14 protein-coding genes are annotated in these 14638 nt (G+C 61.1%); 7 read left to right on the top strand and 7 right to left on the bottom strand.

What is annotated here, in order from left to right:
* Positions 1 to 8: 8 nt before the first annotated feature.
* Positions 9 to 917 carry a TauD/TfdA dioxygenase family protein gene (locus BLU71_RS23015; protein ID WP_083353959.1) on the bottom strand — a complete coding sequence of 303 codons (909 nt, stop codon included), beginning with the start codon at positions 915 to 917 and terminating at the stop codon, positions 9 to 11.
* 182 nt (positions 918 to 1099) lie between these two features.
* Between BLU71_RS23015 and BLU71_RS23010 the strand changes: the two genes are divergently transcribed.
* A complete protein-coding gene (locus BLU71_RS23010) occupies positions 1100 to 2020 on the top strand; it encodes a LysR family transcriptional regulator (protein ID WP_064361622.1) in 921 nt (306 codons plus the stop codon).
* Positions 2021 to 2120: 100 nt separating this feature from the next.
* Here BLU71_RS23010 and BLU71_RS23005 read toward each other — a convergent pair whose 3' ends face one another.
* Complete coding sequence (locus BLU71_RS23005) at positions 2121 to 3134, bottom strand: ABC transporter substrate-binding protein (protein ID WP_083353958.1); 1014 nt, start codon at positions 3132 to 3134, stop codon at positions 2121 to 2123.
* A gap of 381 nt (positions 3135 to 3515) precedes the next feature.
* Between BLU71_RS23005 and BLU71_RS23000 the strand changes: the two genes are divergently transcribed.
* From BLU71_RS23000 to BLU71_RS22990, 3 genes are read left to right on the top strand one after another with little or no spacing between them, the layout of a single operon-like run.
* Positions 3516 to 5114, top strand: coding sequence for an ABC transporter permease (locus BLU71_RS23000; RefSeq protein WP_083353957.1), 1599 nt, complete (start codon positions 3516 to 3518; stop codon positions 5112 to 5114).
* Positions 5111 to 5926, top strand: coding sequence for an ABC transporter ATP-binding protein (locus BLU71_RS22995; RefSeq protein ID WP_083353956.1), 816 nt, complete (start codon positions 5111 to 5113; stop codon positions 5924 to 5926). The genes BLU71_RS23000 and BLU71_RS22995 overlap by 4 nt, the downstream gene beginning before the upstream one ends.
* A gap of 14 nt (positions 5927 to 5940) precedes the next feature.
* Complete coding sequence (locus tag BLU71_RS22990) at positions 5941 to 7551, top strand: arylsulfatase (protein WP_083353955.1); 1611 nt, start codon at positions 5941 to 5943, stop codon at positions 7549 to 7551.
* A 177-nt stretch (positions 7552 to 7728) separates the two neighbouring features.
* Here the strand turns inward: BLU71_RS22990 and BLU71_RS22985 are convergent, their stop codons facing one another.
* A complete protein-coding gene (locus tag BLU71_RS22985; protein WP_064361627.1) occupies positions 7729 to 8799 on the bottom strand; it encodes a fatty acid desaturase in 1071 nt (356 codons plus the stop codon).
* Between the two features lie 100 nt (positions 8800 to 8899).
* Between BLU71_RS22985 and BLU71_RS22980 the strand changes: the two genes are divergently transcribed.
* The gene (locus BLU71_RS22980) at positions 8900 to 9904 is read left to right on the top strand and encodes an AraC family transcriptional regulator (protein ID WP_042610181.1); all 1005 of its coding nucleotides are present in this window, start codon (positions 8900 to 8902) and stop codon (positions 9902 to 9904) included.
* A 3-nt stretch (positions 9905 to 9907) separates the two neighbouring features.
* On the opposite strand, the gene BLU71_RS22975 is transcribed toward BLU71_RS22980, so the two are convergent.
* The 4 genes from BLU71_RS22975 to BLU71_RS22960 all read right to left on the bottom strand — a co-directional run bounded on the left by BLU71_RS22975 (position 9908) and on the right by BLU71_RS22960 (position 13542).
* Positions 9908 to 11131, bottom strand: a complete 1224-nt coding sequence (locus BLU71_RS22975) for a type II toxin-antitoxin system HipA family toxin (RefSeq protein WP_083353954.1) — start codon at positions 11129 to 11131, stop codon at positions 9908 to 9910.
* Positions 11124 to 11372, bottom strand: a complete 249-nt coding sequence (locus tag BLU71_RS22970) for a helix-turn-helix domain-containing protein (RefSeq protein WP_064361629.1) — start codon at positions 11370 to 11372, stop codon at positions 11124 to 11126. Before BLU71_RS22970 ends, BLU71_RS22975 begins: the two co-directional genes overlap by 8 nt.
* A 111-nt stretch (positions 11373 to 11483) precedes the next feature.
* On the bottom strand, positions 11484 to 12872 hold the full coding sequence (locus BLU71_RS22965) for a heavy metal sensor histidine kinase (RefSeq protein WP_083353953.1): 1389 nt from the start codon (positions 12870 to 12872) through the stop codon (positions 11484 to 11486).
* Complete coding sequence (locus BLU71_RS22960; protein WP_083353952.1) at positions 12862 to 13542, bottom strand: heavy metal response regulator transcription factor; 681 nt, start codon at positions 13540 to 13542, stop codon at positions 12862 to 12864. The genes BLU71_RS22965 and BLU71_RS22960 overlap by 11 nt, the downstream gene beginning before the upstream one ends.
* A 136-nt stretch (positions 13543 to 13678) precedes the next feature.
* On the opposite strand from BLU71_RS22960, the gene BLU71_RS22955 reads away from it, so the two are divergent.
* Entirely contained in the window at positions 13679 to 14164 is a 486-nt protein-coding gene (locus BLU71_RS22955; RefSeq protein ID WP_083353951.1) for a GlcG/HbpS family heme-binding protein, read from the top strand.
* A gap of 11 nt (positions 14165 to 14175) precedes the next feature.
* On the top strand, positions 14176 to 14586 hold the full coding sequence (gene uraH, locus BLU71_RS22950; RefSeq protein WP_042610175.1) for a hydroxyisourate hydrolase: 411 nt from the start codon (positions 14176 to 14178) through the stop codon (positions 14584 to 14586).
* The last annotated feature ends 52 nt before the right edge of the window (positions 14587 to 14638 follow it).

Here is a 14638-nt window from a genome sequence, read left to right as displayed (position 1 = left end):
TTTGAACTTCAGTCACGCCCTTTGATGGTCTGGCTGCGCTGCCCATTCACCCCCACCGGCACCTCGCCCTTGAGCGTCACACGGCGCACCACGCGATCCTGGGTGCCGTAATCATCAATCGCGTAATGCTGCGTCGAGCGGTTGTCCCAGATCGCCACATCACCGGCCTGCCAGCGCCAGCGCACGGTGTTTTCCTGGCGGATCACATGGCTTTGCAACAAGCCGAACAGGTGCGCCGAATCTGCCTGCGAATAGCCTTTGATGCGTTTGACGAAATGCCCCAGCAGCAGGCTCTTTTCGCCGCTGATCGGATGCACTCGCACCACCGGATGCTCGGTCTCGTAAACGGTCGAGGTGAAGACTTTGCGATAGCGCTCCAGTTTTTCCGCAGAGACGTCCGGCTTCGCCCCGGCATAGTCGTACTCATTGCTGTGCACGGCGGTGAGCTTGTCGGCCAGTTCACGCAGCTCGATCGGCAAGCCGCTGTATGCCGTTGCGGTGTTGGCCCACAGCGTATCGCCGCCGTATGCCGGGGCGACCACCGAGCGCAGGATCGAGGCTTTCGGGTAGGCGTCGACGAACGTCACGTCGGTGTGCCAGGAATTGGCGCGCTGACCTTCGGCGCCGTCCAGCTCAAGCAGATATCGAGTGCCCTCGCGTACCGGCACGGTGGGGTGCGCTACCGGTTCGCCGAGCAGATGAGCAAAGGCTTCCTGACGCTGATCGTCGAGCTGAGTCTGTTCGCGGAAAAACAGCACTTTGTAGTCAACCAGCGCCTGCTGGATTGCTTCGACGGTGGCGGCATCCAGCTCCCCGGACAGGTGCACGCCGCGGATTTCCGCACCGATACGCCCGGCTACGGGGTGAATTTCCAACGCGTGAGAAACGGGTTTTACGGCGAGTGCGGCATTGCTCATGGGACGACCCTCATCGACGGTTTGCGATTTTTCCGGCAGCGAAACAACGCTCTATCTATATTCCATTTACATCTAATAGATATTCACATGCTTCGTTGACGGAATAAGAGCTTGCATTTAAAACCTCAAGCAACCCTCGTCGCAAATGCCTTCGAGCTATTTTTAGGATGCCGGAAAAGCATATGGATCTTCGCCAGTTGCGCTACTTCATCGCCCTCAACGAACACCGCAGTTTTGTCCGCGCGGCAGACGCCATGGGCATCACTCAACCGGCGTTCAGCCGCAGCATTCAGGGGCTGGAGCAAGAGTTCGGCTGCGTGCTGGTGGATCGCGGCAACAAGGATCTGCGTCCGACCCCGGAGGGCCAGGTAGTGCTGCAACACGCCCTGAGCCTGGTGCAGGGGGCGGCATTGCTCAGCGCTGAAGTGACGCAGATGACCAAGCTCGACGCCGGCGAAGTGCACTTCGGCTGCGGCCCGGCGCCGGCGGTTAAACTGGTGCCGGACGCGGTGGCGCAATTCATCAATGCGCACCCGAAAGTGCGCACCTGTTTTCAGGTGGATAACTGGGAAAAGCTCAGCCGTGCGCTGAGCCGCGAAGAGATCGAATTCTTCATCGCCGACATTCGCCATTTCGAGTCCGATCCGAATTTCCAGACCCAACCGCTGACACCCAAGCGCGGCGTATTTTTCTGCCGCCCGGGACATCCGTTGCTGGCCAAGGAAAGCCTGTCGACCAACGACATGTTCGACTACCCGCTGGCCGCCACGCTGATTCCACCGGGCATTCGCAAGCTGCTGGCGAACCTCAGTGGACGCATCGATTTCTCGCCGACCATCGAGACCGAACATTTCCCGGCGCTGGTGAAAGTGGTGCTGCAATCCAATGCAATCGGTGTCGGCACGGAGGAGGCGTTTGTCGAAGATGTCGCCAAGGGGGCGCTGGTACTGCTGCATTGGCGCAACCTGCCGCAGAACCTCGAAAGCATGAACGCCCGTTGCGGCATCGTCAGCCGTACCGGGTTCCGGTTGTCGCCGGCGGCCAGGGCGATGATCGAGACGCTGGTGGCGGTGGATCGGCAGGATGTCAGCGTCGCTGTCTGAAACCCTTCGCGAGCAGGCTCGCTCCCACACTGGAACTGTGCACATATCCAAATGTGGGAGCGAGCCTGCTCGCGAAGAGTTCAGCGAAGACGCTGGAGATCTAAAGCTTGGCGGCTGAGAGCTCAGGCGCCACCCAATCACTGACCTTGAACGGCTTGCGGATCAGCCTCTGCTGCGCCGCCAGGTCGACCTTGTCCTGCAGGCCACTGAGAAACACCGGATCCAGGGTCGATGGGAAAATTTCGCTCAGATTCTGATCTTTCAGATCCTGAGTAAGGATCACCGGCGGATAACTTGCCAGCCCCGATACCAGTTGCACATAGGCGTCCTTGTTCCTGTCCTGAGTCAGCCACTCGACCGCCTGCTGCTGCGCCTTGAGCAGTTTCGCGATGACTTCAGGATGTGCGTCGACAAACTTGCCGTTGCCGAGCAGGACCGCCTGAACGCTGCCAGCGCCGCCAAGGTCCTTGGTGTTCAGCGGCAATTCCGCCAGGCCTTTGGCTTGCAAGGCACTCAGGGCGGAGCTGCCCCACGATGCATCGATCTGCCTGGCCGCGAGTGCCGAGACCGCGGCGTTGAAATCCAGATTGATGACCTTCACGTCCTTCTCGCTCAGCCCCTGACTGGCCAGCGCCGCATCGAACGACAGCTGCGTCGCCGTACCGCGGAAGATCGCCACGCGCTTGCCCTTGAGATCCTGCAGGGTCTTGATCCCCGAGCCGGGCACCACGCCGAGGTATTGCTTGACCCCACGCGCCGTGGCGCTGAGCAGGCGCGTGTCCAGACCATTGGACTTGCCGATGATCGCGGCGAGATCGCCGAGATAGGCCAGATCGACCTGACCGTTGGCAAACGCCTCATTGATCACCGGCCCGGCGCCCTTGAAGAAACTCCACTGAATCTTGATGCCCTGCTCGGCGAAAGCCTTTTCGAAGATCTGTTGATCGCGCAGCACATCGACTACGCCGCCACCGCTGTGCTGCGTACCGGCACTGAGATCGGGCACGGCGATGCGGATTTCCCTGAGCTCCTCGGCCTGGGCGCTGAGCGTGAGAAAGCCTGCAAGCGCCGGGGCGGCCAACAGACTGATGAGACGTTTGAACGGAAGGTTCATGGATGCGGCTCCTTGATCGCTGAGGAACCGAAAGTAGGCTGAATGCGCACCTTCACTTAAATACTATAAATGCACATTTTTATATCTATATGAGCTAAGCGAGAGCGAATGCGGCTTGCAGCGCGATATGCATGAACAGCATCGAAAATATTCTTCGAATGCATTGGATGCGTACGGGCTGTAAGCCTTAAATGGCTTCGCTTATCTCCAAATTGATATTTTTCTCGTTGGCTTATAACTATTTTAGTGTGGCTAATACCGCTAAAGATCGCAGCCTTCGGCAGCTCCTACAGGGGAATGCGATCCATGCAGGAGCTGCCGAAGGCTGCGATCTTCTGGTCTTGACCCGATCTTGATGCAACCCGACAACGGAGGTCACCCATGGCCCGTCAATCCCTGCTCAGCCTGCCGCTGGCCGCGCCGCCACTGAAAAGCCGCCGCTCCTGGCCCAGTCTGCATCAACGTCTGTTGCCATGGCTCCTGCCTGTCAGCCTGTTCGTCCTGTGGTGGATGGCCGCGCGCAACCAGTGGATGAGCGAGCAGATCCTGCCGGCACCATCGCTGGTGTGGAGCAGTGCCGTGGAACTGGCGCAAGGCGAGTTGTGGAGCCATTTGTGGATCAGCCTGCAACGGTTGTTCTGGGGCTTGCTGGCAGGCGTTTCGGCCGGTGCGGTGCTCGGCGCCGCACTGGGTTTCAGCCGACGTCTGGAGCGACTGATCTTCCCGACTTTCGCCGGACTTGCACAGGTGCCGACGCTGGCATGGATTCCGCTGTTCATGGTGTTTTTCGGCATCGGCGAAGTGCTGAAACTGGTGGTGCTGATCAAAGCCATCGTCGTGCCGGTTACCCTGCACACGCTGGTCGGCGTGCGTGATGCGCAACCGAAACTGCGCGAAGCCGCCGCCGTGTTGCGCTTGCCGCCACTTCTGCTGATTCGGCGTCTGGTACTCCCAGCGGCGTTGCCGGCGTTCATGGCCGGCGTGCGCCTGGCACTCGCCGCCGGCTGGACCTCGTTGCTGGCCGTCGAGCTGCTGGCCTCCAGTGAAGGCATCGGCTATCTGATGGTCTGGGCGCGGCAGCTGTTCATGCTCGACATCGTGTTCGTGTGCATCGTGATCATCGGTCTGATCGGCGTGGCCATGGATCGCGGCATCGGTCTGCTCGACCGCAAACTGGTGCACTGGCCACACCCGGCCACCGCACACATCACTCGCGGCCCACGCTATCAAGGCTGGCAACGCCTGCAACCGTGGCTGCTGCCGCTGGGGTTGCTGGCGCTGTGGCAACTGGCCAATGATCAACAGTGGGTCGACGCGAGCATTCTGGTCAGCCCTGCGGCTGTGCTGAGCACGGCATGCGACGGATTGCTCGACGGCACGCTGGTCAACGGCATGGCGCTGAGCCTGAGCCGCACCCTCGGCGGCTTGCTGATCGGTGGCGGACTCGGTTTCGCCCTGGGCTTGCTGCTCGGCCTGTCGCGTCTCAGTGAACGCCTGCTCGGCCCGACATTCGCCGCACTGCGGCAGATCGCGATTTTCGCCTGGGTGCCACTGCTCACTGCATGGTTCGGCCTCGGCGAACTGGCCAAGTGGGTGTTCGTCGCCCTCGCCGCGTTTTTCCCGCTGTTCATCGCCACCCAGCGCAGCGTCGCCAACCTGTCGCCGCAACTCAACGAAGCCGCGCAAGTGCTGCGCCTGAACCTCGGCCAGCGGCTGCGCCGACTGGTGCTGCCAGGCGCTGCGCCGGGGATTTTCGCCGGGCTGCGACTGAGCCTGATCTACGCCTGGCTCGGCACCATCGGCGCCGAATATTTCATGCCGTCCAATGGCGGCATCGGCAGCCAGATGATCGGCGCGCAACAGCTGCTGCGCATGGACCTGATCATGGCCGGCATGCTGCTGGTCGGCCTTACTGGCGCCCTGCTCAACCTGATCGGCCAACGCCTGGAAATTCGCGCGACCCGCTGGAGACACGCATGAACGCACCGATTGTCAGCTTCAACCATGTAGGCAAATCCTTCGCCGTCAACGGTTTCGAACTGGAGGCGATCCGTGAATTCAACCTGGACATCGCCGAGGGCGAATTTGTCGCCATTGTCGGTTCCAGCGGATGTGGCAAATCCACCCTGCTGCGTTTGCTGGTCGGCCTCGACACCGAGTTTCGCGGCCAGATCAGCGTCGACGGCAAAGCCGTCAGCGGCATCGGCGGCGAGCGCGGCATCGTCTTTCAGGAACATCGCCTGTTCCCATGGCTGACGGTCGCCGACAACATCGGCCTGGGCCTGGTCAACGAACCGCTGAGCGGGGCGCAGAAACAACAGCGCATCAAGGATTTCATCGAGCTGGTCGGCCTCAGCGATTTCACCGAGGCCTATCCGCATCAGCTTTCTGGCGGCATGGCGCAGCGCGTGGCGATTGCCCGCGGCCTCGTCGCCAGCCCACGCATCCTGCTGCTCGACGAACCTTTCGGTGCCCTCGATGCGCTGACCCGTCAGCAAATGCAGGACGAGCTGTTGGCGATCCGCGAACGGGCAAGGATCACCACGATTCTGGTGACCCACGATGTCGAGGAAGCAATCTTTCTCGCCGACCGCGTGGTGGTGATGGAGCCGCGTCCGGGGCGGATCAAGCAAGTGGTCGACATCGCCTTGCCGCACCCGCGCCAGCGCAGCGGTTACGAATTCCATCAGTTGCGCGAAGAACTGCTGCACGAATTGACCAGTGATGACCACTACCAACCGAGCGCACCGGTGCAGATCCGCGATCTGCCGCTGACGTTCATTGCCTGCTGAACAGGAGTTTCGCGATGCCGCAACGTCCCAACTTTCTGGTGATTCTGGCCGACGATCTGGGCTTTTCCGATATCGGTGCGTTCGGCGGCGAAATCGCTACGCCGAACCTCGATGCACTGGCCGACAACGGCCTGCGCCTGACTGATTTTCACACTGCGCCGACCTGCTCGCCGACTCGTTCGATGCTGCTGACCGGCACCGATCATCACATCGCCGGCATCGGCACCATGGCCGAAGCGCTGACTCCGGAACTGATCGGCAAACCCGGCTACGAGGGCTACCTCAATGACCGCGTCGTCGCCTTGCCCGAGCTGCTGCGCGAGGCCGGGTATCAGACCTTGATGAGCGGCAAATGGCATCTGGGTCTGAAGGCCGAACTGGCGCCCCATGCGCGCGGCTTCGAGCGATCATTTTCGCTGTTGCCGGGCGCCGCCAACCACTATGGGTTCGAGCCGACCTACGATGAGCAAACGCCCGGGCTGCTGAAATCCACCCCGGCGCTGTACATCGAAGACGATCAGTTTCTGGACGAGTTGCCGAATGATTTCTATTCCTCCGACGCCTTCGGCGACAAGTTGCTGCAGTACCTCAAGGAACGCGATCAGACCCGGCCGTTCTTCGCCTATCTGCCGTTCTCCGCACCGCACTGGCCGCTGCAGGCGCCCGCCGAGATCGTCGCGAAATACCGTGGCCGCTATGATGCCGGCCCGGAAGTGCTGCGCCTCGAACGCCTGGAAAAACTCAAGGCGCTGGGCCTGATCGAGGCTGACGTCGAGCCGCATCCGCTGATTCAACTCAGCGCACAGTGGGACGCCTTGAGCGACGAGCAAAAGCAGATTTCCGCACGTGCCATGGAGGTCTACGCGGCGATGGTCGAGCGCATGGACTGGAACATCGGCCGTGTGGTCGATTATTTGCGCCAGCAGGGCCAACTCGATAACACCTTCATCCTGTTCATGTCCGATAACGGTGCAGAAGGCGCGCTGCTGGAAGCGTTCCCCAAGTTCGGTCCGGAGTTGATGACCTACCTGAACCAGCATTACGACAACAGCCTCGACAACATCGGCCGGGCCAATTCCTACGTTTGGTACGGGCCGAACTGGGCACAGGTGGCGACCGCGCCGTCGCGGTTGTTCAAAGCGTTTACCACCGAGGGCGGGATCCGCGTGCCGGCGCTGCTGCACTATCCGCAACTGCCGCTCAAAGGGCAGATCAGCCATGGTTTCGGCACGGTGATGGACATCACCCCGACCATCCTCGATCTGGCTGGCGTGCGGCATCCGGGCAAACAGTGGAAAGGCAAAGCCGTGGCGCCACTGCGCGGTAAATCGTGGCTGGGCTTTTTGTCCGGCGAGACCACGCAGGTGCATGACGAACACACCGTGACGGGTTGGGAATTGTTCGGACGCCGGGCAATTCGCCAAGGGTCGTGGAAAGCGGTGTGGATCCCCGGGCCGGTGGGGCCGGCGACCTGGCAGCTCTATGATCTGGCGAGCGATCCGGGGGAGATTCATGACCTGGCATTGAGTCAGCCGCAGAAACTCACTGACCTGATCGGGCATTGGCAGCGGTATGTCGAGGAGACCGGGGTGATCCTCAGTGCTTCGCCGTTTCAGCCGGATTGAAGCAAGATCAAGAGCCCCTCACCCCAGCCCTCTCCCAGAGGGAGAGGGGGAAAGGGAGCAGATCTTCATGCTTTTCAAACCCGAGTTCGGCACGGAATTTCAGGTCGATGTATCAAGCCTAAACACCTCGATCAGTCCCCTCTCCCCCCGGGAGAGGGCTAGGGTGAGGGGCATCTGTCAGGCCTCCACCACTTCCCCGGACACCACCTCTTCGTCCCTGCGCACAAACCGGTTCGCCCGGCCAAACGTGCCGAAATCATTGAAACGCACGCCCATCTCGCGCATTACCTTATGCGCCACCGGCACCGTCATCTGGCGAATGTAAAACGGCTCCTTCACCACGAAATGATGAATCCCGTGACTGCTGCCGAAATTGAAGCAAAACGCCTGCAACGGCCACAGCCACCACGGGTTCAGCACCTGACATTGCTGCAGCACATTGCCCGGTTCGACGTCGCCGTAGTAATGCATGTTCGAGCTGATGAAATGCAGGCAAAAAGTGCGCAGCACGTTCGGGCCGATGATCACCACGGCGGCGATATCGATCACCTGCATTACCGAAAGCGTGGTGGCCGACCATTCGATTGGCGAGCCCAGCCAATAGGCGATGCCGTTGGCCGCATGAAAGCCGAGAAACACATACCACGCGCCCCAGTGCAGCAGCGCCAGCGGTGCGTAGACCTTCAGCACGCGTTTGCCGATGCTCAGCTTGTGCGCCCAGGTTTTGGCCCGTAGCAGGCGGATGAACGCCGACATGAGGTTGTCGCCCACCATCAACAGGCGCGCAAAACCCCACGGCTCGCCGTTGGTGATCGCACGCTCTTCCATGTCGGCTTCGGTGCCGGACACCTTGTGATGGTTGAGGTGCAGATGACGGCGGATCCACGGGTTGATCGTGCTCGGCCGCGCCAGCCAGACCAGGCCCATCATCAGATTGTGCGGCACGCGCTGCTTGCGGAAATACATGCTGTGGATCAGGTCGTGCTCAAGCTCATGGGTCAACGAGGCGAAAAACCCGTTGAGCAGCAGGCACACCCACCAGGCCATATGGCCGGTGATGTACAGCGCCGCTGATCCAATCATCCCGGCCAGCGCGAACGCCAGAATCCCCACGCCCAGAGCATCCTGATGCTGGAGAATCGGGTAGCGCTCACGCAACTCCACACCTTTGGCCAGCACCACCTGGCGAATACGCGCCGAGCGCTGCGCCGCATTCAGTCGTTCAGGGCTTGCAGAAGTACCGTCCATGCTTCCATCCTCCGGTCTAAGATGTGTGCATCGTGCCTCGCCGGGGCTTGAACCGCGCTAGCCAAGAACGCCAACCTGTTGACCGGACGCGCCAATCAGCATGAAGGAACCAACCTCCCTCGCCAGCTGGACCCGTGCCCTGCGCAAGCAACTCGACGCGCTGGGTCTGGACAGCCTCGCCCTGTGCCAGCAGGCCGGGCTCGACCCGACGCTGATGGACGACCCTAACGCGCGTTATCCGCTGTCCGGCACCACGCGTTTGTGGGCACTCGCGGTTGAGGCCAGCGGCGATCCGGCGCTGGGCTTGCGCGTGTCGCGCTTCGTCAGCCCGACCACGTTCCACGCGCTCGGTTATGCACTGGTGGCCAGCGGCAGTTTGCGCGAGGTGTTCGAGCGCATCGTGCGTTATCACCCGGTGGTCAGCGATGCGCTGGAGCTGGAACTGAGCCGCCGCGAAGACCGCTATCAATTCCGCCTGAAAATCCCCTCAGGCAACCCGGCTCCGGCCTTCGAAGCCATCGACGCCTTCGCGGCGATCTACGTGCGCACCTGCCGCAATCGTCTCGGCCGTGACTATGCACCGCTGGCGGTGTATTTGCGCCGCCCGGAACCGCACGACGCCCAGCAATGGCACAAAGTCCTCCGCGCGCCAGTGTATTTTTCCGCCGCCGAAGACCGCCTGGAGTTCGCCCTCAGCGACTTCGACAGCCACCTCGATGACGCCAACCCGGAACTGGCCGAACACAACGAAGCCGTACTCAAACGCACCCTCGCCCAGCTCAAACCGCTGACCTGGGAACGCAAAGTGCGCGATGCCATTGAAGAACAATTGCCCGAAGGCGAACCGAGCGCCGAACGCATCGCCCAGGCCTTGCACCTGAGCCTGCGCAGCCTGCAACGGCATCTTGCCGACGAAGGCTGTCGCTTCGACACCCTGCTCAACGAAAGCCGTGAAAACCTCGCGCTGTTGCACCTGCGCGATCCACAGTGTTCGTTGAGTGAAGTCAGCTATCTGCTGGGCTTCGCCGACACCAGCAGCTTCAGCCGCGCGTTCAAGCGCTGGACGGGGATGACGCCGGGGCAGTTTCGGGATCAGTTGCGCTGAGTTTTAACTGTTGCGCAGGCTGCGCGCCAGACCGGCCGACCATTGTTCGATCATTGCAGCGCCCACCTCTGCGAAGGCAGGATGATTTGCGCTGTACTCCGCCATTTCGCCCAGCGCTTGCTGTACACCCTGCGCGACCATTTGCAGTAACTGGTTGCAACGCGCTTCACTTAGATTGCAGGCCGTACGACCAAACCTGGTAAGCATTTTATGCTTGGGCCACGCCTTCGAACCGCCCAACAGCAGTGCCATACTATCGCTCTTGATGTACACCGACGTGGTGATGATGTCGTACGCCGGAGCCAGCCTGACCAATGCGCGCTCGCCACAATCCTCATAGAGCACACCAAAGTTTTTCAGGTGGGCATCGCCGTTTTTCAATGCCGCCGATAAAGCGACAATCTTGAAGAAAGCTTCCAGTGCGTGCTTGAGTAATGAGGGCGAAACAAACGCCTTGATCTGCCGTGCGACTCCTTCGTAAGAGCCATCGTATTTGGCCTTCGACGGCCAGCCGTTGAGCGCGCAAAAGTCTTCGAAACCGAGGTATCCGGTGTCGCTCAAGTCAAAACGCTCGAGGACGAGAAATTTGCCATGCTCGCTGAGTTCGAAATGCGGCACGTCGAGGCCACAAAGTTGCGCAGCGCGCAGGCAGAAATATTCGTTGGTTGCCAGCTCGGGATACTCTTCGGCACGGAAGGCTTTGACCAGATGAGTCGAGCCTCGGTGCGTCAGTCGGTCTATTGCAGCGGCACTGTCACGCACCAATACTTTGGGCTGCACGCCTGAAACCCCGGAATACTGCCCGTAAGTCTGCAAAAGATCCTCGAACAAACCTTGCGCACCGTCATGAACCAACAACTCAGCGAGCGAGGTTTCAGGTGGACGATCAGTTGTCGATGCGCTCGCGATCGAAAGACGCCCGAGTTGATGCGGGCCGACGATACTTAGTAAAGCGAAGTCATCGAAGCCGCGCACGGCTTTGCTGAAACGCCGGACCAACTCATCGCGCAACGCACCTTCAGGAAGATTCATCTCGAATATCGGATGAATGCCGCGTTCACAACCATAACTTTCCAGGCGTGTCGGCATGGTCAGCGAAACGGCATTTTCATCAATCGCATCGTCCCGATAGCTGAACACGCTGTCGACATCTGCGTCCCCGCGCCCCAATCTTCCAACCTCATGGCCGCCGACGCAGACCTGCAAGCGGTCCAATGCCTCAGCCATGGAAGTTCACCTTGCGCAGCGTGTCGAGTGTCGGCCGTCGAGAGGCGCGGGGGATTGCGGCCAATTCGTAGCCGAATCCGTTAAGAATCGCTTCGACTTTACGCAGACCGATTTCCGAGATTGTGTTGTTTTCAATCCCCGAGATTGTTGCGCGGCTCATGCCGTATTGCTGCGCCAAAGCTTGCTGGGACAGCTTTTCAGCCTTACGCAAGCTTCTGATCAACTCGCCAATTTTTTCCATCACCGCCCCAAATGCATTGTTTACAATGCAAATCCACCAAAAAAATTTAATTGCATCATCAACAATGCAATTAAATGAGCTTAGCGTAGATCGTCAGCCATCGCTTACGTCTTAACACCGCTCCTCAAACCCCAACTCAAACACCGTCCCCGCCACATCACTACTCACCCGCACCTGCCCGCCATGCAACTGCATGATCGACTGCACTATCGCCAGCCCCAACCCGCCCGAATCGCCCGGTTCGGCTCGCGAAGGGTCGACGCGATAAAAGCGATCGAACAGTTTGCCCAGATGCTCAGGCGGGATGATCGGGCCGTGGTTGTGTACTTGCAGCCAGCACATACCCGGTTCATCGCGGCGGCGAAGGCTGATCAGGGTGCCGGGGTCCGCGTGACGCACGGCGTTGGCCAACAGGTTGCCGAGGGCGCGTTGCAGCAGTTGCTGGTCGGCGGGCAATTCGCCGTGCATGCGGTTTTGCAGTTGGAGGTCGCGGTCATCGGCCAGGGCTTCGAAGTAATCGCAGAGCTCGTCGCCGACGCTGCGCAAGTCCAGTGTTTGCAGGTTGAGCGCGCGTTCGGCCTGTTCGGCGCGGGCGAGAAACATCAGGTTCTCGGCCATGCGCTTGAGCCGTTCGAACTCTTCCATGTTCGAGGCCAGCACGTCCTGATATTCCGCCGTGCTGCGCGGATGGTTCAGGGCCTGGCCGTTGCTGGCCAGCAAGGTGTGCAACGGCGTGCGGATTTCGTGGGCGAGGTCGGCAGAGAACTGCGACAGACGCTGCACACTGTCGTCCAGCCGCGCCAGCATGGCGTTGAGCGCGTGCACCGGCTCGCGCAATTCGGTCGGCGTGCCCTCGGTCGGCAGGCGTCGATCGAGGCTGCGCAGATCGATGTTGCGCACCGCTTCGCTCAACTGATGCAACGGTTGCAGCCCCCGACGCAGCAACAACAGGCCCAGCGCAAAGGCGAGCAATGCGCCGAGGCCGACAGCCAGATACAGGCGCAGGCGATAACTGCCGAGCATCTGCTCGCGCTCGCTGAGCACCTTGCCGGCGATCACCGTCAGGGTTTCACCGTTGGGGCCTTGGGCCTGGCCGGACAGCAAGGCCAATTCGGCGCCGTCGCTGGCCTGCCAGGTGAGTACGTCGCGGCGTTGCGGCAGTTGTTCTCGCGCTAATGCATTGAGCGCTGGCAATTCGCGCTGACGCGGGTTGATCGCGATCACGCTGGAGCCGTCGGCGCGGCGCACCAGCAGCAGGCTGTCGAGATTGCCGAGCATGTTCTGGTACAGCCGCGGCCGTGCCTGCAAAGCGTCAAGACTGTCGCTGTCAGCGAGCAAGGCGCGCACTTGTTCCAGGCGTCCAAGCAAGGCCATGTCGTCACGGAAAGCCAATTCGGAGGCCAGCGAGCGGTAGAGAAAAAGGCCGATTGCGCTGAGTACCAGCGCGCAGACCACGGCGAAGGCCAGCGCCAGACGCCAGGCGATCGATCTACTCCACATCGTCCGGCGCTTCCAGCTGATAACCGACGCCGCGCACGGTGTGGATAAGTTTCGGCATGTACGGGTCGTCGACCTTGGCGCGCAAGCGTCGGACTGCGACTTCGACCATGTTGGTGTCGCTGTCGAAATTCAGGTTCCACACCTGCGAAGCGATCAGCGTGCGCGACAGCACTTCGCCCTGGCGGCTGGCGAGCAACTGCAGCAAGGCAAACTCTTTGTTGGTCAGAGCAATGCGTTGGCCGCCGCGACTGACCCGGCGGCGCAACACGTCGATCTCCAGATCAGCGATGTTGTACGACTTGGCTTCGCGCATCGGCCCGCGTCGCAGCAGCGTGCGCACCCGCGCGAGCAATTCGGCGAAGGCGAAGGGTTTGAGCAGGTAATCATCGGCACCCAGCTCCAGCCCACGGACGCGGTCTTCGATGGCGTCCTTGGCGGTGAGAAACAGCACCGGTGTGGCGCCGCGCTGGCGGATCAGTTGCAGCAATTGCCAGCCGTTGAGACCGGGCAGCATCACGTCGAGGATGATCAGGTCATATGCCTGCTGCTCGATAAAATAGCGGCCGTCGAGACCATTGAGCGCCACATCTACGGCAAAACCCGACTCGCCCAGGCCCTTGGCGAGGAAATTGGCGGTTTTGGCTTCATCTTCTACGACCAGCAAACGCATGGCACACCTCGATTGTTCAGGCACACAGGCTAGGCGTGTTCGGCGTCGTTGCCCATTACAAACTTGTAATCCGCCTGACGGGGTTCTGACGAAGTGCGCCGGTTAAGGTGCAGACATCCCCATTCGGAGCCTGCCCATGACCGTCAAATACCTTGTCGCCAGCCTGTTCCTCGGCCTCAGCGGCGCCGCGAGCGCCACACCGGAACTGCCGCGCCACGCCGACCTCGATCTGAAAACCGCACGCTGGCTGGCCGACAAGGCGATGAGCAGCTGCACCGGCACGGTGTCGGTGCTCGACCGTGGCGGCAACCTGTTGGTGACGCTGCGTGGTGACGGCGTCGGCCCGCATAACACCGCCGCCAGTCAGCGCAAGGCCTACACCGCGCTGTCGACCAAGACCCCGACGCGGCTGTTCGCCGAGCGCGCCCGCAGCAACCCGGAAACCGCCAACCTCAACACCCTCGACGAATTGCTCTTGCTCGGCGGCGGCATTCCGCTGTTCGCCGGCAGCGAACTGGTCGGCGCCATGGGCGTGGCCGGTTCCGGCGGCGGTGAGCAAGACGAAAACTGCGCCCTCGCCGCCGCCGACAAAGCCGGCCTGACCATCACCCGTTCCCACTAAGGAGATCCACCATGACCACCCTGCGCATGACCCTCGCCGCCCTCGGCCTGAGCGCTGTTTCCAGCCTGGCGCTGGCCGCCGGCAACCCGCTGAGCGTGCACGTGCTCAACCTGGAAAACGGCCTGCCATCACCGGGCATCAACGTCACCCTGGAAAAACACGTCGGCGAAAACTGGCAGCCACTGGCCCAAGGCACCACCAACGAGCAAGGGCGGATCGCCGAACTGTTCCCGGCCAAACAGCCATTCGAGGCCGGTGAATACCGCGTGGTGTTCAAGACCGGCGAGTACTACCAGAAGATCAAGCACGAGACGTTCTTCCCGGAAATTCCGGTGATCTTCCAGGTCAAGCAGACCGATCAGCACTACCACATCCCGCTGCTGCTGAGCCCGTACGGTTTCTCGACCTATCGCGGTTCGTAATCCAAGCGTAGATCCCCTGTAGGAGTGAGCCTGCTCGCGATAGCAATCTGTC

It is taken from the genome of Pseudomonas moraviensis (genome assembly GCF_900105805.1).
Classification (GTDB): domain Bacteria; phylum Pseudomonadota; class Gammaproteobacteria; order Pseudomonadales; family Pseudomonadaceae; genus Aquipseudomonas; species Aquipseudomonas moraviensis_A.
The sequence above is the reverse complement of the archived record's forward strand: the minus strand, read 5'-3'. Positions and strand labels throughout refer to the sequence as shown.